The sequence below is a fragment of the Alicyclobacillus fodiniaquatilis genome, assembly GCF_042678105.1.
GTDB lineage: Bacteria > Bacillota > Bacilli > Alicyclobacillales > Alicyclobacillaceae > Alicyclobacillus > Alicyclobacillus fodiniaquatilis.
In genome coordinates, this window is record NZ_JBHUCX010000023.1 from 24453 (window position 1) to 44568 (window position 20116).

Annotated in this window: 12 protein-coding genes; 9 read left to right on the plus strand and 3 right to left on the minus strand. The window is 46.1% G+C overall.

Features of this window, described 5'->3' with window-relative positions; genetic code table 11:
* Window positions 1-635 precede the first annotated feature (635 nt).
* The 8 genes from ACFSB2_RS09170 to ACFSB2_RS09205 all read left to right on the plus strand — a co-directional run bounded on the left by ACFSB2_RS09170 (window position 636) and on the right by ACFSB2_RS09205 (window position 14070).
* A complete protein-coding gene (locus tag ACFSB2_RS09170; RefSeq protein WP_377942740.1) occupies window positions 636-2003 on the plus strand; it encodes a YbaB/EbfC family nucleoid-associated protein in 1368 nt (455 codons plus the stop codon).
* Window positions 2004-2134: 131 nt separating this feature from the next.
* Window positions 2135-7723, plus strand: a complete 5589-nt coding sequence (locus ACFSB2_RS09175) for a glycine-rich protein (RefSeq protein ID WP_377942741.1) — start codon at window positions 2135-2137, stop codon at window positions 7721-7723.
* 274 nt (window positions 7724-7997) lie between these two features.
* Window positions 7998-8663 carry an EAL domain-containing protein gene (locus ACFSB2_RS09180; RefSeq protein ID WP_377942742.1) on the plus strand — a complete coding sequence of 222 codons (666 nt, stop codon included), beginning with the start codon at window positions 7998-8000 and terminating at the stop codon, window positions 8661-8663.
* Window positions 8664-8767: 104 nt separating this feature from the next.
* Window positions 8768-9817, plus strand: coding sequence for a ParM/StbA family protein (locus ACFSB2_RS09185; protein WP_377942743.1), 1050 nt, complete (start codon window positions 8768-8770; stop codon window positions 9815-9817).
* Between the two features lie 506 nt (window positions 9818-10323).
* Window positions 10324-11010 carry a hypothetical protein gene (locus ACFSB2_RS09190; RefSeq protein ID WP_377942744.1) on the plus strand — a complete coding sequence of 229 codons (687 nt, stop codon included), beginning with the start codon at window positions 10324-10326 and terminating at the stop codon, window positions 11008-11010.
* 251 nt (window positions 11011-11261) lie between these two features.
* On the plus strand, window positions 11262-12446 hold the full coding sequence (locus ACFSB2_RS09195; protein WP_377942745.1) for a hypothetical protein: 1185 nt from the start codon (window positions 11262-11264) through the stop codon (window positions 12444-12446).
* A gap of 676 nt (window positions 12447-13122) precedes the next feature.
* A complete protein-coding gene (locus tag ACFSB2_RS09200; protein ID WP_377942746.1) occupies window positions 13123-13407 on the plus strand; it encodes a helix-turn-helix domain-containing protein in 285 nt (94 codons plus the stop codon).
* A 54-nt stretch (window positions 13408-13461) separates the two neighbouring features.
* Window positions 13462-14070 (plus strand): hypothetical protein, encoded by a 609-nt coding sequence (locus tag ACFSB2_RS09205; RefSeq protein WP_377942747.1) that lies wholly within the window; start codon window positions 13462-13464, stop codon window positions 14068-14070.
* Between the two features lie 102 nt (window positions 14071-14172).
* Here ACFSB2_RS09205 and ACFSB2_RS09210 read toward each other — a convergent pair.
* The 3 genes from ACFSB2_RS09210 to ACFSB2_RS09220 all read right to left on the minus strand — a co-directional run bounded on the left by ACFSB2_RS09210 (window position 14173) and on the right by ACFSB2_RS09220 (window position 17174).
* Window positions 14173-15335 (minus strand): IS3 family transposase gene (locus tag ACFSB2_RS09210; protein ID WP_377942748.1). Its coding sequence is split into 2 segments (ribosomal slippage): window positions 14173-15077 and window positions 15077-15335, totalling 1164 coding nucleotides; the frame shifts between segments, so codons are not numbered across the junction.
* 439 nt (window positions 15336-15774) lie between these two features.
* Entirely contained in the window at window positions 15775-16749 is a 975-nt protein-coding gene (locus ACFSB2_RS09215; RefSeq protein WP_377942749.1) for a reverse transcriptase domain-containing protein, read from the minus strand.
* A complete protein-coding gene (locus ACFSB2_RS09220) occupies window positions 16704-17174 on the minus strand; it encodes an RNA-dependent RNA polymerase family protein (protein ID WP_377942750.1) in 471 nt (156 codons plus the stop codon). The genes ACFSB2_RS09215 and ACFSB2_RS09220 overlap by 46 nt, the downstream gene beginning before the upstream one ends.
* A 1245-nt stretch (window positions 17175-18419) precedes the next feature.
* Between ACFSB2_RS09220 and ACFSB2_RS09225 the strand changes: the two genes are divergently transcribed.
* Window positions 18420-19604 carry a ParB/RepB/Spo0J family partition protein gene (locus ACFSB2_RS09225; RefSeq protein ID WP_377942751.1) on the plus strand — a complete coding sequence of 395 codons (1185 nt, stop codon included), beginning with the start codon at window positions 18420-18422 and terminating at the stop codon, window positions 19602-19604.
* The last annotated feature ends 512 nt before the right edge of the window (window positions 19605-20116 follow it).

Sequence of the window (20116 nt, forward strand, 5' to 3'; positions counted from 1 at the left end):
TCCATTGAGCTTAATACAAGTGTGGGTAAAGGGGTCGAAAGCAATTATCTTGTCGAACTGTGAAAATGCTAAAAACGTTGATATATAAGCATGTGTAGGGGGGTTACACACAAACTTTATGTCACGGGTCAAATTTACATATTGAAATTGTTAGATAAACCGGCTTACGATACCCATACATAACCAAATTTCCAATGTCGCTTTAACCCTGTATCAGGTATGTGACATTGAGTTCGCGAGACTTGTACCAAGTCGATAGGAGCGAACAGCAATCCCTTGTCGTACTCATCATTCGACTTATTCTGCTCGTCGAAGCTAGACCAAAGCGTCTACGCGAACAGAAGACAAAGGGTTTCAACCATCCTCCGACAAATACTTGTTAGGAGAATCTATTAATTTATCGAACCGTTGGGAAACCGATGTAACCACTCGATAGTGGGGGAACACAATCTGGAGGACCAATCACTTTCTCAAAAAGAGATTGCTGACGGTCTATTTCATTTTGTGTTCCCTTACTTTTTTTCGAGAGAATGGAGGGTAAACCAAACGAAAATGTCCACCAAAAGTCCGAAAATGTACCGAGACAACCATTAGAATGAAGGAAGCGATAACATGCTTCTCAGAGGAGGATTTACATGAAGAAAACTATCTCAATCGGTCTCGCTCTAACAGGTTCGATGCTTGCTATTCAATCTCTAGCAACAACAAGTGCTATGGCTGCAACGACCTACAGCTACTACAACACCAACATTGAATTGAATGGAACAGTTGTCTCCAGCCCCAAACACATTGTCTCTAATGGGACAAGTTTTGTTCCTGTCTGGTATGTCGATAACGCATTAACCTCTGTTGGCATTACAGGACAGTGGAACGGGACTACTTTGAATTTTGTGATTCCATCTAGTTTCAATGTGGATTTGAGTAATTTGCCTGCTGGTCAAACTTTGAACAGCTCTAATATGGCAATTGCGATTAACGGAACTGTAGTAGGATATGCTCCGAAAATCGTATATACCGATCCTTCAAGTGGTCAACTGACAACTTATGCGTCAGTCTACTATTTGGAACAAGCAGTTAAACGGTTGGGGATAACGCCTGGTTGGGACGGAACCAACTGGACAATGACGTATTCGACATCTTCAACAACACCACCAACCACTTCAAATGGTGGGGGAAGCTCAAATACCGTTGACCAACAAGTTATGGCCAACGCAATGTGGAATGTGCTGAATACTGACAATAAACCGGGTGTCAACACACATGCTACAATTGCTCAGGCGGGAATTTCCCCAAGTGCAACAACGCCTGCAACAGCAAATGATGTCGCAAGTTATCTTGCATCATGGGCAGAATCATCACTTGGGTATGACAACCAAAACACAGGCGAGTTTGTACCCTTCTCTTTGCAATACGAATCGTCAAGTGACGCTTACACCTGGGCGAACAACAACAGCTTGTTCCAAGGGACGACTGTAAAAAGTTCTTCAAGTGTTTTGACACCGAGCGACGAGACTCAAATCATAAACAACTTGAAGTGGTGGATGAACGGGTACAAGACTGTAAGTGGGGGTTATCAAGTACATGATTTACTTGAAAGCCACTACGCCGAATACTTCGGGATTGTTCCACAGTCTGGTGAGTCGGAATCCCAGTATCAACAAAGTATGGCGGATGCAGAGCACTATATGGATCAAGTAACATTCTCTGGAACAGCAAAGGGCGGCACTATTAAAGTAACTTTGCCAAGCACAAAGTCCTCTGGAACAGAGACTTGCTATCAAGTTATCGATGGTTCGTATTGGTATGGCTGGTTCGGAAACGACACTGTTTCCCAATCACAAGGCGGAACAACACTTTCTGTACCAAATAGTGGTGGGGCGTTAGAAATCCACGCTGTATCCGGTAAATACAACTTGATCGGAACATCACTCAACATTCCGAATACATCTACGGGATTGAACCTTACTCAGATTGATGACCTAGGGATTCCTGGTGCCAAATAATCTGAAGCAACTGTTAGAACGCCCCACTTAGAGTGGGGTTTTTCTATTTCTATAACAAAAATATTGTCCACGAAATGTCCGACCAACTAAGCAAAATGCACTTACCATCGTATTGAGGGGAGTGAACTTGCTTGAAGAGACACACAAAAGTAATCTCTAGCCTATCCATTATCTCCGTGCTGGCTGTAGGTATAAATATATTCACCTCTGCAACAGCGTACGGCTATTCAGCGCCATCCTCTGCAACCGCTAAGTGGAGTCAGATATATGACACTACATGGCCTAGTCTCTCGGGTCTAGACATCGACAAACAAGGCGACAAGTATATGGTGTCCAGTAGTGGCGGTAGCTACATTTCCAACGGTACTCCGATGTACGGCGCGTCCATGGATGGAAGCACAATGGTAGAGGGCGCAGACACAGGGGATGGCCAAGGTGCTTGGGGCATCATCCAATTCGATGCGAGTAACACAAACGTCTCAAACGGGTACTTGGTCCTTGAAGATCCTCAAAATGACGCTGCAGGGGATATTGCTACGTGGATCAACCGTCTGCACGGCAATAAGCAGTATGTTCAGTGGTATCTATGGTCTAAAGGATATTGGGATCGAGTTTCAGATAGCGCCACATCAACAAACAATTACTATGACTCTTTCTCCCAAATGGTTTCTGAATCAGGGGCCACTTTTGGTAACGCAACGCACTCGAATACAGGTCTCACGACAAAGGTGAACGGAAAGTCCTATCCGGTCATTGCTACGATTCAGCACATCAATGCTTCAAACCCTCCATCTGCAATCTCTTTATCTGCAGTGGACTCATCAACTCACTCAACAACCATCACACAAGGTGATTCCATTCAGTTCTCAGCGAAGTCAAGTCTATCGATTTCGTCATCCATTGCCGGCGCGCACTACGATGCCATTGAGATCCTAAACAGCAGTGGTCAGCATGTCATGTGGGCGGCAGGGAGTGGGTATCAAGACTCCGGAACACCTCAGTTTGGGAACGCATCGTCGTTTACCCCTGCATACACGCACATGTCTCGGCAGAGTGGTGGTAGTGGTACTCTAACTGACACCATTACAGGGAATGGTTCCACCACGCTTCAACCAGGTACGTATACCGCAAAATTTTGGGTCGCAGACCAAGTTGACCGTGTAAGCACCAGTCCTGCTCAAACCACCTTTACTGTCGTTGCGAAGGCCGGAGGAGGCAACGGAGGAGGAGGGAGCGGACTCGGCAATGGGGTCACACTTTCGGCAAACCCAATATCCTTGTCAACCGGACAGAACACTACCTTGACCGCAACCGCCAACGGGGAACCCGCAGGATCACATATTAGAATTGTCGACTCACGTTTTGAATCTACTCTAAGCGGAGGACTGAACGAATACGATAGCACTAGTAACTCTAGTGCATCCATCACTGCTTCCAGTAATACTGCGATGACGGACTCATACGTGGCACAGGTCATTAGCAGCTCAGGGCAGATTACGGATCAATCCCAGTCTGTCTCTGTTACATGGACAAGCGGTAATAGTGGGGGTGGTAATGGCGGTGGTGTCGCTACTCCGACACCAACCATCACGTTTACTCCATCGAGCAATATGATGGTGAGCTCTGGAACCTCAGTACCACTCTCATACAGTGTGTCGAACTGGCAATTTGGAGACTACGTATGGATCATGCCGAGCGGCAATGGCGGGAACACATGGAACACGAATGATGATTCGAGCCAATCTGACTCGTATACAGAGACAGAATTCCCTCAACCGGGGGCCAGTAACACGATTGTCACTTACATTGCCTATGTAATGAACTCGAATGGGCAAATCGTGGCGAGTACCGAGTCTGGAACCATCACATGGACGGCGCCACCACCACCGGTTCCAACAATTACATGCAGCCCATCGACACCGATGAGCATTACGAGTGGGCAGAGCATTAACTTGTCCTACCAAACACAAAACTGGTCAGGTGGCGACTATGTAGTAGTGTCTGCAACCGGCACAGGAACGGACAAATGGCAGAATAACAAGGATACTAACTCTGCTGACAGCATGAGTGAAACGGAGAATCCATTTAACGGAAATAGTGCGACTGCTAGTTACACATTTAGCCTCTATAACAGTTCAGGGCAGTTATTGTCTCAAGCGTCAACATCAGTGACGTGGACGAGTTCAGCACCTACGATTTCAATGGCAGCCAACCCGCAGACATTGGTCCCGGGGCAACCGTCTACGATCTCATATACGGTCAGCGGAACATTGGGTGGGGGAGACTATGTAAATGTGGTTGGCACAGGTGGGTCCAACATGTGGTCTGCATCCAATCAAACCAATACATCTGAGACTTACACTGAAACGGAAAACCCCGGCCCCGGCCAGACGACAACAGTGAGCTATACAGCAACGATTTACGATTCAACGGGCCATGTAGTCACTAGTGGTAGTGTTGCTGTGAAGTGGGTTAATGCGTGGAATGGCACTGTGAATTTAAGTGCTACTCCAGTGCAGTTGGCAGTCGGTAATGCTGCTCAAATTACTGCAACAGCGTCGACTTCCATTCCAAGTGGTTACACACTTATCATAAAGGACAATTCAACAGGTCAACTTATCAGCCAGTCAAGTAGTGCTTTAGATCAGACATCATACACATCTTACAATCCAGAAACTGACCAGTTTGTCGCCTATATCTATGATGGCTATATTACGGTTGGTCCAAATTCGAACACTGTACCGATTTCTTGGAGTTCACTCGTATTAACTGCGTCTCCAAGTAAGCTAGCCATCAATCAAAATACAACGTTGACGGTTACCGGTCTGAATGTCCCGGCAAACGATTATCTAGTTATCTATGACAAATCAACGGGACAGGTAGTAGGAACGAGTCAAAGTTCTCCGTACAGTGCCACTCAGACGAGAACTACTGCAGAGACAGATAACTTTGTGGCTTATATCAGTTCTGACGCAAATATCAGCAACGCGATTGTCACTTCAACTGTCGTTCCCGTGGCGTGGTATTCTCTAACGCTAACGGCAAATCCGTTGAATCTGCCAATTAACCAAACAAGTACGTTGACGGCAACCACGCAAAATTTACCTAGTGGATATGTACTTTTGATTCTTGATCAAACCTTGGGCAAAGTGATTGCCACGGGAGCGGCAGGGCAAACGACTCTCAGTGTTACTCAAACTATGTCTGCCATCACGACACATCAGTATATAGCTGAAGTCGCTGTACCACCTTCTAGCGGAAGTATGTGGATTGGTACATACAGTTCCCCGGCAGCATACCAATGGCAGAACGGATCTTGGATAAATCAAGGGAACCCAGGTAGTACGACTTACTTAGAGGCAGTCGGTTATAACTCTCTAACGAACACTTGGTATGGAGGAAGTTGGGGAAGCGGTGTTTATCAATGGAACAATGGAACATGGACTTCCGTTGGTGGGGGATCTGATACTGATGCACTCACGTTTGATCCAGATAACGGAGCTCTTTACGGTCTGTTTTCAACGAATGTTGAAGAATACCTTAATGGGTCATGGACTTCATTAAGCAGCTCGAACAGCATTAATGGTGGCTCTTGGGGTGGTATTACCTACGATAGTACAAATAAAACTATCATCGTAGCAGACACCTCGTATTCAAATCTCTGGATTATGGATACAACCACCAATACCTGGTCACAATTGGCGGGACCAGCATCTAGTTACTATTCGGTCATCTATGATAATGCAAACAACTCAGTCTACGTTTGTTCGGGTTCAAATATTTGGGTATATAACTTCTCAAACACAACATTGGGGTGGCAGAGTGCGGGTACACTTCCAAGTCAAGTAATGGCACTAGGATATGATCCATCCTCAAATACTGTATACGCGACCGGTGCTTTCGGAGTTTATTCCTATAGTGGTTCTTCGTGGCAATTGGCATATCCAAGTCCAGGTGCTACTGTCGATGCTATTTATGTTGCACCTGCTCAACAGACGCAAAATTTTAGTTATACAGGCACAGTACAGACTTATACAGCACCCTACACAGGTACATATAGACTTGAAGTTTGGGGTGCTCAAGGTGGATTGCAAAATTACTCCAACTCTCCTGGCGTTGGAGGAAATGGTGGATATTCAGAAGGAACTGTGGACCTTACCGCAGGACAAACCTTGTATGTCTATGTAGGTCAACAAGGAACAGAAGGCTTGCAACAATACATTAACGGCACTCACCAATCTGGAACGGCTTATAACGGAGGTGGAGACGGTGCGGGATACGGATCGGGCGGCGGCGGCGGCACTGACATCCGTAATCAATCAGATGGTAATTGGCAGGATGATTTAGCCACAAGGCTCATTGTTGCCGGTGGTGGTGGTGGTGCCACGTTCTCAACAAACTATGGTGGAGCAGGTGGTGGACTAAATGGTCAAAATGGTTTTGGTGGTGCGGGAGCCGATGGAGCCTCTCAAACTGCTGGAGGTGTAAATATTTACAGTTCGACTGCAAATGGGTCTTTTGGGATTGGTGGTAACGCTCCACTTGAGTACAACTACGATTGCGGTGGGGGCGGCGGCGGCTGGTACGGAGGCGCAGGCGGATATACAACTGGAGACGGTGGAGGCGCTGGAGGTTCAGGTTACACCGGAGGCGTAACCAACGGACAAACAATTGAAGGAAACGCGACGATGCCTGCACCCTCTGGCGGTACTGAAACTGGGCAAACAGGTAATGGTTATGCACGAATTACCATACTTAACGAAAGTAGTGGAGGGGGAACTTCATCTCCGACCCAAGTACAGGCGACAAGTTTACCGGTAAGTGTCACGTGGTTCAACTACACCACGCCACCCGATAACTTCGGGTTGAATGCAACGCCGAGTCAGGTGTCATATCCAAGTAGCACCACATTTCAAGCGACATTTGATTCTTCCGATGCAACTTGGGTGAACAGTCAAGAAAATGGTTCGGCAGGAGTAGCTATATTTAACAAATCAACAATGCAACAAGTAGCTATCGATACGTGGAATCCTACCAATGGGATGACGGTGAGCATACCTTATACACCCCAAGGTGGCACAGATTTGAATTATGTTGCGTTCCTGCTCGATTCGAATGGGAATCCAATTGCATCGAGTAACCAAGTGGAGGTCAGTGACCAGGGGCAGGGAACAACAGGGTCATCTTACACGACCATGAGTTGTGGTTCGAATGGGGATGAGATTTATCAAACCTATACGAATGGGGTGTTATCAGCAACAAAGACAGTACCTTTGACCATTAGTAATTTAGAGGTAGATGGATTATTTAATCCACCACCAGCGCAATTGGCATTACCGAATGGAAATGTCTTACCACTTGCAAATACAGCCAACGGAATACCAGTGTATTGCAGGGCTCAAGCACCATTCGATATCGCAGTAGATTTTCCGGATGTCACACCAACAACCGTGACCGCAACATTTACTGTGAACAATGGTGATCCGATTGATACTGGTGGAGACACATCTTGGTCGGTTTCACTGAAACCAGACACTAGTTATCTCAACGGGTATTGGAACGCACCAAGCATTATGCCAAAACTTCCGCAAGGAGATACGATTAGTGTCACGATAACTGCAATAGATTCATGTGGGGCCGCAACTCTCACAAACATGAACTTCATGCAAATTTCGGGGGACCCTGAGTGGTACTTCACGAATCAATCTGGTACGCACTAAAAATCGGTTGATCAGTTACAAATAAGTTTTCACCTTTACAAACAGGTTTTATCCCGTGACAAATAAGTTTTAACTACCAATTTTAATATGCAGCAATAGAGTCGTCCCTCAATCTGAGACCCTGTAGCCGGTGCTTGACCTGGTACAGGGTCTTTTGTTTTGACTGCTAATAGTTAGAAATCAATGCCTCTTTGATCAGTTAGATAACATGTCCGAGAGATGTCCTACACTATCAATCAAACCGTGTCAGAATGAATGTAAGAAAGAAAGCGAGGTGATTCGTTTGCGTATGGCCTTTCAGCCCATTCATGACATACGAAATAAGCGCATTATTGGCTACGAAGCATTGATGCGTCCCAAAAAAGGCCAATCTCCACTAGCTTTACTTCAAAGAGCTCAGAAAAGAGGGAACATCGTTGACTTAGATGAATCAGCGCGGCGGCTTGCTGTAAAAGACGTAGCGTCTGTTTTAGATAATGACCAACTTTTGTTTTTGAATACAGAACCTGAGTCTCTAGAATCCATCGATTTATGGCAGCCTTGGCCATACAACATAGACCCTTCAAAGGTCGTCATCGAAATTACTGAACGGTCCATTTCAGAGGCTGTTTATCCTGCTTGTGACTATTTGCATGAGTTAGGAGTCAATATAGCCTTGGATGATTTTGGTGTTGGTACATCAAACTTGTGGATGGTCGATAGATTCAAACCGCATTTTGTGAAAGCAGATAGGTCGTTTCTAGGTTGCAAGGCTAAAGGTAACGCACTCGAAGCCCTCGTCTCCATGACAAGTGTCATCAATGCACAGCTCATCGTAGAAGGGGTCGAGACGGAGACAGATGTAGCCTATTTGCACAAAATAGGTGTCAAATTGGCACAGGGGTTCTATCTTGGGGTTCCAACATATGTTGAAGATTTATTAGTTGCGAGCCATGCGTAATAAGGGTATAGAGCCTTGGAACAGCCGCGGTTGCACAAGATGTCACTTACCTTGTGACGTGTCGCCCGCGGTTTTTGATTACCATTAGACAGGGAGGACTTGAAATGAGGTTTATAGGGCTTGACGTGGGCAACGGCTCAATTGGTATGTGTATAAGACCCAGTTATGGAAGAGTTCAAACGGACATATATCCATCTGCCTATGCTGTATACGACAATACTCTTCTCAATGTAAGTACTGGTCAAAGAACAAAAAAGCAACCGAATGTATTCACCTTCGACAATACTGATTACGTCTTAGGATCTGACGTTAGATTAGCCGGGGCCAAAGCGATCAATGCGTATGACAGAGAAGATAGATACAATCGTCCTCAGTTCCAAACTCTGACGAAATTGGCTCTCCTTGATGCAGCAACAAAGAATGGATCAACTGGTGTTATAGAAGTAGAGTTGGCACTCGGAACACCTGCAGAGGACTATCGAGTGGCTGTCACTGAAGAATTGAACAGATGGTTTGAAGCGCCGGTGGTCGGCTATAAGAATCAACAGAGAGTTGAAGTGCATGTGAAGCGTTTAGAGATCGCTAGTCAACCGATCGCTGTTTTAATGGACAGCTATTTGGATGATTGGGGATTCGTCTCAAATGAAGAATTGGAGAACATGAAAGTTCTCGTTATCGATAGCGGATCCGGAACACTTGATTTCAGCGAATTTGATGGGATGAACCTCATCAAACAAGTTAGCGCAGGAATCGGTATGAATGATGTGTACCAGGATATCTTGAATGTAATTCGCAGCGAGTTTCCAAAGGTACGTGCGGACGTGTTTGAGTTAGAAGCTCAGCTGCGGGAATGCGATGATTCCGATACGAAGTATTTCAAATACGGTCAAATGGGCGAGAGAGACATTACTCCAATTTACAAAAAAGCCATGGACGAAGCGTGGGAACGGATGTTAGGAGCAATCGGAGTGAACTTCCCAGACCGTTTTCACTTGGATAAGGTGATTCTAGCCGGCGGAACTGGTCAAGCATTCGCCAAATACTATCGTTCGTTTATGAGTGACATTGAAATTCCAGTACGCCCTGACTTGTCGATAGCGAGAGGTCTATGCAAGCAAGTACTGGCGAATACTGCTTTTCCTATTACTCCGTAACAAGGTACACCCAAGGTGCCTCTAAGGGGCACCTGAGGGGCACCTGAAGATTGGGATTTAGCTCTAAACATAAAGGAAGGGCACTTGGAGTATCCCTGAGGGGCACTTGAGGGGCATCTGAGGTGCACCTAATCAATTGGAGGTGGTGTAGCTTGTCTAAAGGGCCCAGGGTTCCACTCTATTACGACCCGAAAATCGATATGGATATCGCAAAAATTGTTGATGAAACGCCTCCACGGAGGCGAAGTCAAAGGCTTCGGGAGTTAATTAGACTGGGTTTGTTGGTTGAAAACAGGACAGTATCCGTGTCAAATATGAAGGAGACACTATCTTCACCGCCAGAATATCCCGAAGCAGCGGGAGTACCAATGCAACCACAGAAACAAAGGAAGAGAGTCGGAATTGCACCACCAGACCAACAACTCCGCTAACCGGCGGAGTTTTCTTGTTAAGTCACCGATTGATAGAAGAAGACATGAGAAAATAGTGAATAAGGGGCTGAGAAAATGGCGTCAGAACTACAAAATAGGGTTATTCAGCTATTTGGTGAGGTATCGCTTGCGTTAATCGAGCTAGAAAATCAACTTCTTGATGCAGGTGATACTACACGAATACCTCATCCTTTGAACGAGAGAATCGAAGAAAAGGTGCGAGATATAAGGTATCTATCTAATATACTTGGTGCTGTTCATGCAGAAGAAGCGGATTACTTCTTTTCTAACAAGCTGAGCGAAATCGGCGTAAAAGCGCGTATAGGCGAGGATTATCTAGAAATTGAACTACCTTATGAGGTAATAACTATGTCTGTAAAATTCCGACTTCTATCGAAAAAAATGCCCATAAAAGCTGGATACAGTAATATCAACCGTCATTGGAGAACGTTAATGCGGCAAGTTATCAGAGAAATTAATGGTTTACCCTTTGAGGCCCCTTTATCATTCGCAGACGTTAGTGTAATCGTACTCATGCCTAACACAAGTGAAAGGGACCCTGACCACTTTTGGTTCAGACCGATATTGGATTCACTTGTTGCTGGTCAGCTGTTAGAGGATGACTATACAAAGAACGTAAATCTCAAGTTTTTTTACAAGGTGGATAAGGAGAACCCGGGCGTTATTATTCAGGTTAGACAGGGATCAGAATCCGAATTTCCCGTTATACGAGTGGCACCTTTAGACCCTAATTTGACCTGAAAAATGTCAAAACTTACTCTGTTAAATTTTTAGATCTTGCCCAAAAGCAAGATCGGAACAAAATTTCATTTCAAAGATTGTCCAAAAACCCTTGTAAAATCTAGCGAAATTAATGATTATTGAATCAGCAAGTTTTGACATCAAACATCGGGGTCTTGGCGTCGTGGGCGAGCGCGCCGTTTGGTGAGGCTGGAAGACTCATCGAATGGCACGCCGAATCAGCACTCAGGGGCGAGGAGGACGAGAGGGTCATGCAAGCAACGGAAGAACGAGAACGAGTCACGAAGAAGAGAAGAGTGTTCGCAGATGAACGAATGAAAGACGCTGAGTGGATAGCAGTGATGCAAGGATTGATAGAGCACCTATACAACATAAGGGTCGCCACAACAGAACAGCTATTTCAAATGATTCCTGAGGATAGCAAGGCGAATTGGCTTATAAAGAAACACACCCAGAAGTGGAATCTCCGAAGGAAGATTGAACAATTCAGTAATATACGGAAATCACGTATGAAACTTAACCTGTACAGTCCGGACAAGGACGTATGGTACGATGCACCAAATTGTATAGTGAATACACTAGACAGGACTACAGTACTTGAGTATGAGAATAAGGTCGGGTATGACTATTACCTTGCGAATGATAAAGCTGAGTCAAGCCCCAATCGAGACCAGCGAAATAGATATGTCTTGCTGACAGAGTTGTACATCCAAATGGCCAAGTGTGGCATGGAGTACCTCATGCAGTGGATTCCAAATGTAGCGTTTAAGCGGTTGTTCGACCAGATAAAGTACCGGAACGAAGAACCGCATGATCCTGGACTACTAGGTGGCCTTATTTATAAAAAGGACAACGATGAACTCCAACTCGTGGGTCTGAGTGTATTCACAAGCACGTCCAGGGTGTACAAGAAGTACATGGAGTGGGTAATTGCAAAAGGGAATGAAGGGCTGTACGAACCTGTCGTGTTCGTTCAAAAGAGTTTTCAAAAGGAAGCCATGCAGAAATGTTTACATGACCACCACAATAATGCTTGGATAATGTCGTATGAATGGGCTGTCAAAAACCCTGTTTCTCTTATTGATGCAATACGGTTTATGGGTAGACGTACCATACTTCAGATACTTGAACCATACCGGATTAACGGAGGTCATATTGAAGAAGTGGCAGGGGTAGCTCCAACATTCCGCTGGAAGGTCACGAAGCAAGATGGAAAGGAAGTCTACATCGATACTACACTCGGTCGACCGATTGGTACGATTGTTAAATTGGCAATAGAGATTAGTTCTCTGGGTGGTCCTGAACATATTGTCTGGTGTACCACGAAGGAGGAAAAGGAATTCTGGGAATCAGTATCTAAAGAAGCAAGTACGGACATCAAGTACTATGTGATGGATGAAACGATTCTCTCAAACGTCCGGCTTCCTCTTGATTAACATGTAGCCACGCGACGTTTCGTCGAGGGCGCAGCACTCGAGGGAAGGTCGCATGAGTACCGCATGACATTCCTTCGCGTCAGAGACGCGAGGGGAGGTCGTTCTCCAAGGTAGCGAATCCAAGCTCAAACTGATTTGCCCCAAATTCATAAAGCGGCTCTCGCAAGGTCGCTCTTGTCATTTTTCTGTTAAGGTGACCAAGCCATTTAATATTCGGGACTATACGCTAAGTAGTGGTACAAACCAGGTCATTCATAAAGGAGTTCGACACACGGTGACGACAGAGGAAACAATAAACGGGATGTTGGAGTTGTACAAGGAATTCTCTGATAGACGAAACGCAACGGAAAACACATTGCAGTCTCCTAGCTGGTTTCCTTTCGACGAAGAGTATCAAGATATGCCTTCGTTGATATTGTCTATCGCTGAAATAAGATGCTCAACACATTGAATATCTATCTCGAAGATTCAACTTGTTCCTACAGGGAGAGTTGTCACAGGACGAAATGCTGAATGAACTACTAGACGTTCGCCAGAACGCGTCAATGGTATTTCCAATAGGTAATGTATGAACGAGTTGGTATAGGTCGCCCGTTATTCTGTTTCTTGAGAAATATCACTAATTCCTATACTATTTATACGCTAACGGATAATGTCTTGAAAGGTTTGATAAAAGGTGCAACGTATTGGTGATATGGAATTTGAAATCACTCCACGTCTTGAACATTGGCGTCATAAAAGAGGCTGGACACAGCAAAAGTTGTCCGTGCTTAGTGGACTACCACAAGTGGTTATATCACGCTTTGATTCACAAGGTGGGTACAGCATGAACACACTCGTTAGGCTTTCACGCGTATTCGATTGCTCGATAGAAGATCTCTTTGAAATAAAGGAAAAGGTGCCAAGAGAAAATACTGGGGCTCTGCCAGAAAATGATGACGACACGGACCAAGGTCAATGACATTCAGAACTTAATTGACCACTTCACAGGAAATGGGGGTTGGAGAGGATGACAATGGCGAAGCGAACAAGGGTATTACGACACGTATGTCTTTGGGCACTGTTCATCTTACTCATGGCAGTTCTGCCGTTTGCTGTAAAGGGGCTATGGTTAATAGTCGCGTACATAGTGGTACTGGGTTTATTATTGAGCATTGGCCCTTTTCAAATATGGAGATTACGTAAGCACCCAAAGCAACTCTTAGAGAGGTTAGAGGTTCAACCGTTCGTTGGTCCATTGGGAATAAAACGACACAAGAAACATGCTTATGCCGAACTTCATTTTCTACTTGGACAAGACCTGTATGATTCCTCCATTCAGCAGTGGGGTCCGAAAAAGCTAAAAAAGCAATTTGAAGTTGAGTTGGAAAAGCCCATTTATGATGACCTGGAATTCTTAACGGCTGAAACGATTGAATCTTCGGGACTTCTTAAACGACTAGGGTTCGAGGAAAAGAAGACATGGGTGAATCCAATTACGACGATTGCGATCCTAAGTCAAAGTTATTATTCGTACAAAAATGACCCTAAAGAGAAACACCCATTTAAGAAACTGTGTCGTAAATTGAAACAGGTAAAGTGGCCAAGGTCTTACGTTTATGACTTAACAATTAAGAGGGAATGAAGCCGGTAGTTTGTTATTAAGTTCGCGGAAGGTAATCCTGGTATTAAGTCAATACGGTGGACACGACAAACTGAGAATGTATGAAAATCCCATCCTACATGCTTAGGCTGCCGATTTTTGCGTCCGCTCGTACATCGCTTGGTATTGGACCGGCGTTTTGTAATCAATAGATGAATGAATGCGTTGTCGATTGTACCAACGCTCAATGTACTCCCAGATTTGGCGCTTGGCCAAAGTACGCGTCTTGAACGTCTCCAGATGGACGAGTTCGCGTTTAATGACGCTATGAAATGACTCGATACACGCGTTATCATAACAGTTGCCTTTCCGACTCATGCTGCTGATCATCCCGTAGTCCCTGAGCTTGTCCCGGTACTCTTTTGATGCATATTGGCTTCCACGGTCCGAATGGTGTAAAACCCCGGGTTTCGGCCTTTCACGCCGATACGCATGATTTAACGCATCGATGACTAATTCTTTTGTCATCCGCGAGTCAGCCTTCCAGCCCACGATTTTTCGGGTAAACAAATCTATGATGCTTGCGACGTATAGCCATCCTTCGGCGGTCCACACATAGGTAATGTCAGACATCCACACCTGGTTCGGACGCTCGGCTCGAAACGTCTGGTTCAACACATTATCAGAGACAGGATGATTGTGCTTCGAGTTAGTGGTCGCTTTGTACTTGTGTTTCGTCCGGCTCTTGAGGCCACTCTCGCGCATGATGTCAGCCACCGTCTTTTGACCCACTCGGATCCCCTCATCACGCAGAATCCTTGTAATCTTTGGACTCCCGTATAATCGGCGAGAGGTGAGAAAGATTTCATGGATCCTCTTCTTAAGGGCGCGGCGACGATGTTTGCGTTCACTATCTGGGCGATTCAACCACGCGTAATAACCGCTTCGATAGACGTCGAGTACTTTGCACATCTTCTGAACCGAAAACTCGAAGCGGTGATCATGGATGAATTGATACCTTACTTCCGGTCGTTGCTGAAGATGCGCACCGCTTTTTTTAATATCTCGAGTTCCTCTCTCAGTTCGCGGTTTTCCCGTTCCAGGTCACGCGTTGCTTGCGCATCGGGCTTGAGATTTCCGGATCCGACGAAGGGGTGCTTCGGATCGTTCTTATACTGCGCAACCCAGCCATAGACTGTCTTTTGAGATATGCCAAGATCACGGGCAACTTGGGAAGCGACTTTCCCCTCCTCCAGAATTAACTTCACTGTATTAAGTTTGAAATCTGCATCGTACTGTTTTTTCATCGTAGACACCTCGAATCAATTTACTTATTTTCACATTCTGTAGAATAGGCCCGGGCCGACCCACCCGTTAAGGGTAGTTGGACGCCCGAGCCCTTCCCCGAACCGGACTTGCACCTTTCGATGCATCCGGCTCTCCATTTGAAGTAGTTTTAGGTTGCACGTAGTTCAGCCTGGCCCGTATTCTTCCTGTTGCTGCGCCGTTGTTTTCTCCCATAGCATGGAATACACACGGCGACTAGATTGTCTGGTATGGATTTCATTTGTACCCGTATGTCTCCTGCAACTCCCGGCCAGTAATCAACATGTGTGTTTTGACCAGTGAGTTTGCAAGCACATTTTGCGCATCGTCCATTTTGTCTTGTCACCACATACTGGCGGTAGGATGTCCAGTTTTCCGGCAGCCCGTATAGCCGCTCGATGTATCTGGTACGTTGGACTCTTATCGTTTCTCGAAGTTTACGATTACCATCCAGCCACTCCCGGTCATTGGTACGTAAGGATTCTTTTGCGAGCATTTGTCCGGGTACTCTATCTTGTAGAACCCAAGTTTGTCGAGCATGTGCACGTTGCCGTCGCTGTCCTTGAATCCGAAGTTCTTCGCCGTGGACTTCCGGTGGTATGGAAGGTTGGCGGCTTCATTGAAGCGGTGTTGGTATCTCCTCGCCACTACGCCTGGGGGCTCTCTTGTTCTTTGCTTAAGCCTGTGAAACACCAACCCCCATAAATAGTAATCGAGGGTGAGAAAGGTGTCCTTCGCATTCCCTCGTCGGAAGTATTCAGCAAAGCCTCGAATCTTTCGGTTCAGTGTGGCGACGACTGCCGCGCCCGGTGCCATCCAGAATGCTCGTGAATCCTTAGCCATGGTACTTCTAAACCGTTGAATCGCTTTACGACTCGGCTTCGCAAGAACCCGCTCTTTCCCCTGCCGCTTCCATCGTCGGATGTTGAACCCGAGGAAGTCAAATCCCTTGTCCGCATGCGTCACCAGTGTCTTTTCCGCCGACAACTGAAGTTTCAGCCTGTTGCTTAGGTATTCCGCGATTTCCGCTTTGAGCGTCTCGGCATGTTTCTTGCTTCCGCAAAGAACCACTGCATCGTCCGCGTATCTCACGATGTAGCAGGGGATATCGGCCTTTTTCCGCTCCCGAGGTGATAGGTATTCGTACTTGTTCGCGATGAATTCATCCAGCTCGTTCAAATAGATATTTCCAAGAATCGGACTAGCGACTCCACCCTGTGGTGTGCCAAGCTCTGTTTCCTCGAATTCTCCCTCGTAGACGAGCCCTGCGTTTAACATATTGCGGATAACTTTTATCAATCGGCGGTCATGAATGTCCCGCCGCAGGATATCCAACAGGATGTCATGGTCTACGTTGTCGAAGAACCCCTTGATGTCAAGTCGACCACCCAGCAATAGCGGTGTCTGCCGATGAGGAAGCGGATGCGCTCAATGGCATGATGCGTACAGCGATACGGTCGGAATCCATAGCTGTGCGGGTGCTGTTTTCCTTCGTAGATGGGTTCCAGAATACTACGTACCGCATCCTGGGCGGCGCGATCAACGATAGTTGGAATTCCGAGCGGCCTTTTTTCATGTGGCTTATGGTTCTTCGGGATGAAAATTCTCCGTACAGGGCTGGATGAGTACAGTCGCAGTACTTGTTTCACATCTTCCCGAAGCCTTTGCCGGGCCTCTGGTGTGGCATAATCCTTCTTCGTCTTGTTGTCTACGCCGGGTGTGTGCGCACCTTTGTTGCGCAGCACTCTCTCAATAGAGAGGTCAATCCAGACATTCCATCTCAGCAGATGGTGCAATTTTGAAAACGGTCGTTGTTCCAAAGACCTTCGTGCAAGGCGCGCTTGTGTTTCAAACCTCTTTGCCTCCAATGTGGAGGATTGAGTGACGGTAGAGATCGCAATCACTCCCTAATGGGGAGCCTTACTTTACTCACGCGCACCTACTTCAAACTGGAATCCTTCGCCATGTGATGGGCATTATCCATCTCGGACTACTACGATTCCTCCGTCCCGACGCATTCACTTCAACGGAGCTGTCCATCCCAGTTGGGACGAATGCGGCGGTTCCCACGTTCACTGTGTGTTGTCTCGCTGCCTTAGGCCGCCACTATACACGGGGAAGATTCAGGTGATTTTACCTCTATATCACGCTGACCACCGATTGCTCGGGTCACGATGCCAGAATCGAGAGCATCGTGCTCATTCCAACCCACCCGTATCATCCGACGTTTCAGGTGTTACACATGACCGCGCTTCAAGCGTGACTTCGTTTAGCTGACCGTAGCAGGTCATAGAGACTGGCCCCGCCTATTGGGAGGTCGGGTCTCCCGCACGGGTACGTTGTTCAGTGGGCTCCACACCTCGGGTTCGCTCAAACCCAACGCATGCCACCGTAGTCTTAATGGGATGAGGTACCCACCAGCCACATTGTGTGATGGCCTCAACATACAGCGCCTCGTGGCGCACCGATTCGTTGTGTCCACACTTTCAACCTAACACCACGATATCCTTACGCGAACGTGGACTGGTGATGCACTGCAAAGAGGTTACGAGTTCAACCACCAGAAGAGTCATGCAGACTCCACATACAGAACGTGGTACATTACGAATCCCGCTTGTCTTTACTGAAGCATCATATGTAATGGAGTTCAAGGGTACACGTTTTCAGCTTCGACACATTACGAAGTGGTTCAACAGTGTGGCACCAAAGAGTCATGTTCAATTGACGAAATAAATGTCCAGCCCTTGGACAATTACTTCTTTATAGTTGAAGTAGTAGGCACGTCGGATACGAAGAAGAGTATAATGACATATCACATGAATAAGCTGAAAACAAAAATACATTCCACAAAATTACATGTCACAAATTGAAGAGTTAGTCGATAGCAGTCTCAGACTCAATCTTGAATATTTGTACATGGAACTACTGAAATAAGGTGTTATCAATAGTCCAGGTTACGTCTACATAGGCGTAGCCTTTTTTAACGTGTCCAAAGAAAGTCCGTCACTATCCTTGCGGACGGAGTGTAATAGAAGTAGGTGATTCCAGAAGGAGGGTGAAATACAATGACAGCCTTTTATGAAGTTGTACATGTTCCACTCACTGAATTAAAGCCTCACCCAAAACGAGAAATCTACAAGACACCAACACCGATTGCTCGCTTGGAAAAGGCCATATCAGAGGATGGGATTCGTGACCCAATAAAAGTTCAACGTAGTACGCAGACCATCATTGCAGGTCATACTCGGTGGGAAGTAGCCAAGGAGTTGCAACTCGAGACGGTACCGGTGGTTTATTACGATGTGGACGATGAAGAAGCAGAAAGCTTACTGGTTCGAGATAACATCGAACGTTCTGGTGAAGAAGAGGATTTAATTCGTAAAGCGCGCACTTTTGAACGGATGAAACAGATCCACGGGAGCAAGAATGGGCGTCCGAAAAAAGTGGATGACGCGTCATCCGATTATAAGACGGTCGAGGAATTAGCGGCTGTTTTCGGAATTCAAAAGGCTACTTTCAACAGAACCATACGATTACTAAACTTGATTCCTGAATTGCAGAACTTGACCAGTCAAGGAAAGATTGGGTTGAAGGCGGGGGATTACTTATCCTCTTTGAACCAGAACGAGCAGAAGGCGTATTACGAGCGAATCAAAGACGAGGCAAAGAACAACGGTTATACGGTTACTGAGGAAGCTGCAAAGTTGTATCGGGATGCTTGTAGGCCAAAGGCAAAAGTCGAAGGCGAAGTGCCCCAGGCAACAAACAGCCTACACGACATCGGAGAAGTGGAGTTAGACTTTACCAGTAGTTTGAGTGAAGAACAAGGAAGTTCGGATTCACCAGCCCTTGTAATCGAAGTTCCGTCGACTACTTCATCTGCATTGGAATTTTTCGGGGATGAAACAACAGAGTTGATGAAGACGGTCAACCATCAATTCGAGTTCACCGAAGGGATACAAGGTGTAGAGGTCGACAAAAAGAAAATGGCAGAGATCGATAAAATCAGTAGTGTCTTTGCAGATAAGAGAACCAAAGTTGGCTACAAACGTGATGCTGCTAAGAAGGAAATCGAGGACACAAAAAGTACGCTCTTCAAAATCGAAAGCAAACTTCCTGCAGTATTTAGTAGTGACCTTTATTCCGACGAAGAATCTACAGAGCTATTACCTGAAGAACTCGAGGCACTAAAGAAAATCATGCAACGCTTAATTGCAAAAGTCGATACCATTCAGAAGCAGTTTAGTTAAGCAGAATTCCCGGATTGAAGTACAACAGCGCCTTGTGAAAACAGGGCGTTTTTTATTTCGATAAAGATTACAATGGAGGTAATAGTCAAAGTGGTAGGAGGGGTTTCTGTGTATGGGAAACTTACCGACATGAACGACCCGATACTAAACGTGCTGGCTCAGATTATATGGATTTGTATATGAGGGCCGGTTGGGAACGAGTTGAAAGAGGAGTAAAGGAGTTAATGGAGCAGAACTACATATGGTTCAATGAGTCTTCGGAGTTACTAGAGATCATGCCAGGATAGCCAACTCAAATTGTATAACCTAGAGGGACGCTCTCGTAACGGCCCTTTTTGTATTACGAATAATACAGGGGCTCCTAACCTGGGCAAGACGCACGCGCAGCGTAGGCTCTTGGGGGCGCGGGGGCGAAGCCCCCGGACAAAGATGGACGACAATAAATTGGAGGTCTCAAGGGCGACGTGGAGCCCTTGAAAGACATTGATGGGTCGCTTCACCTTCCATGCAAG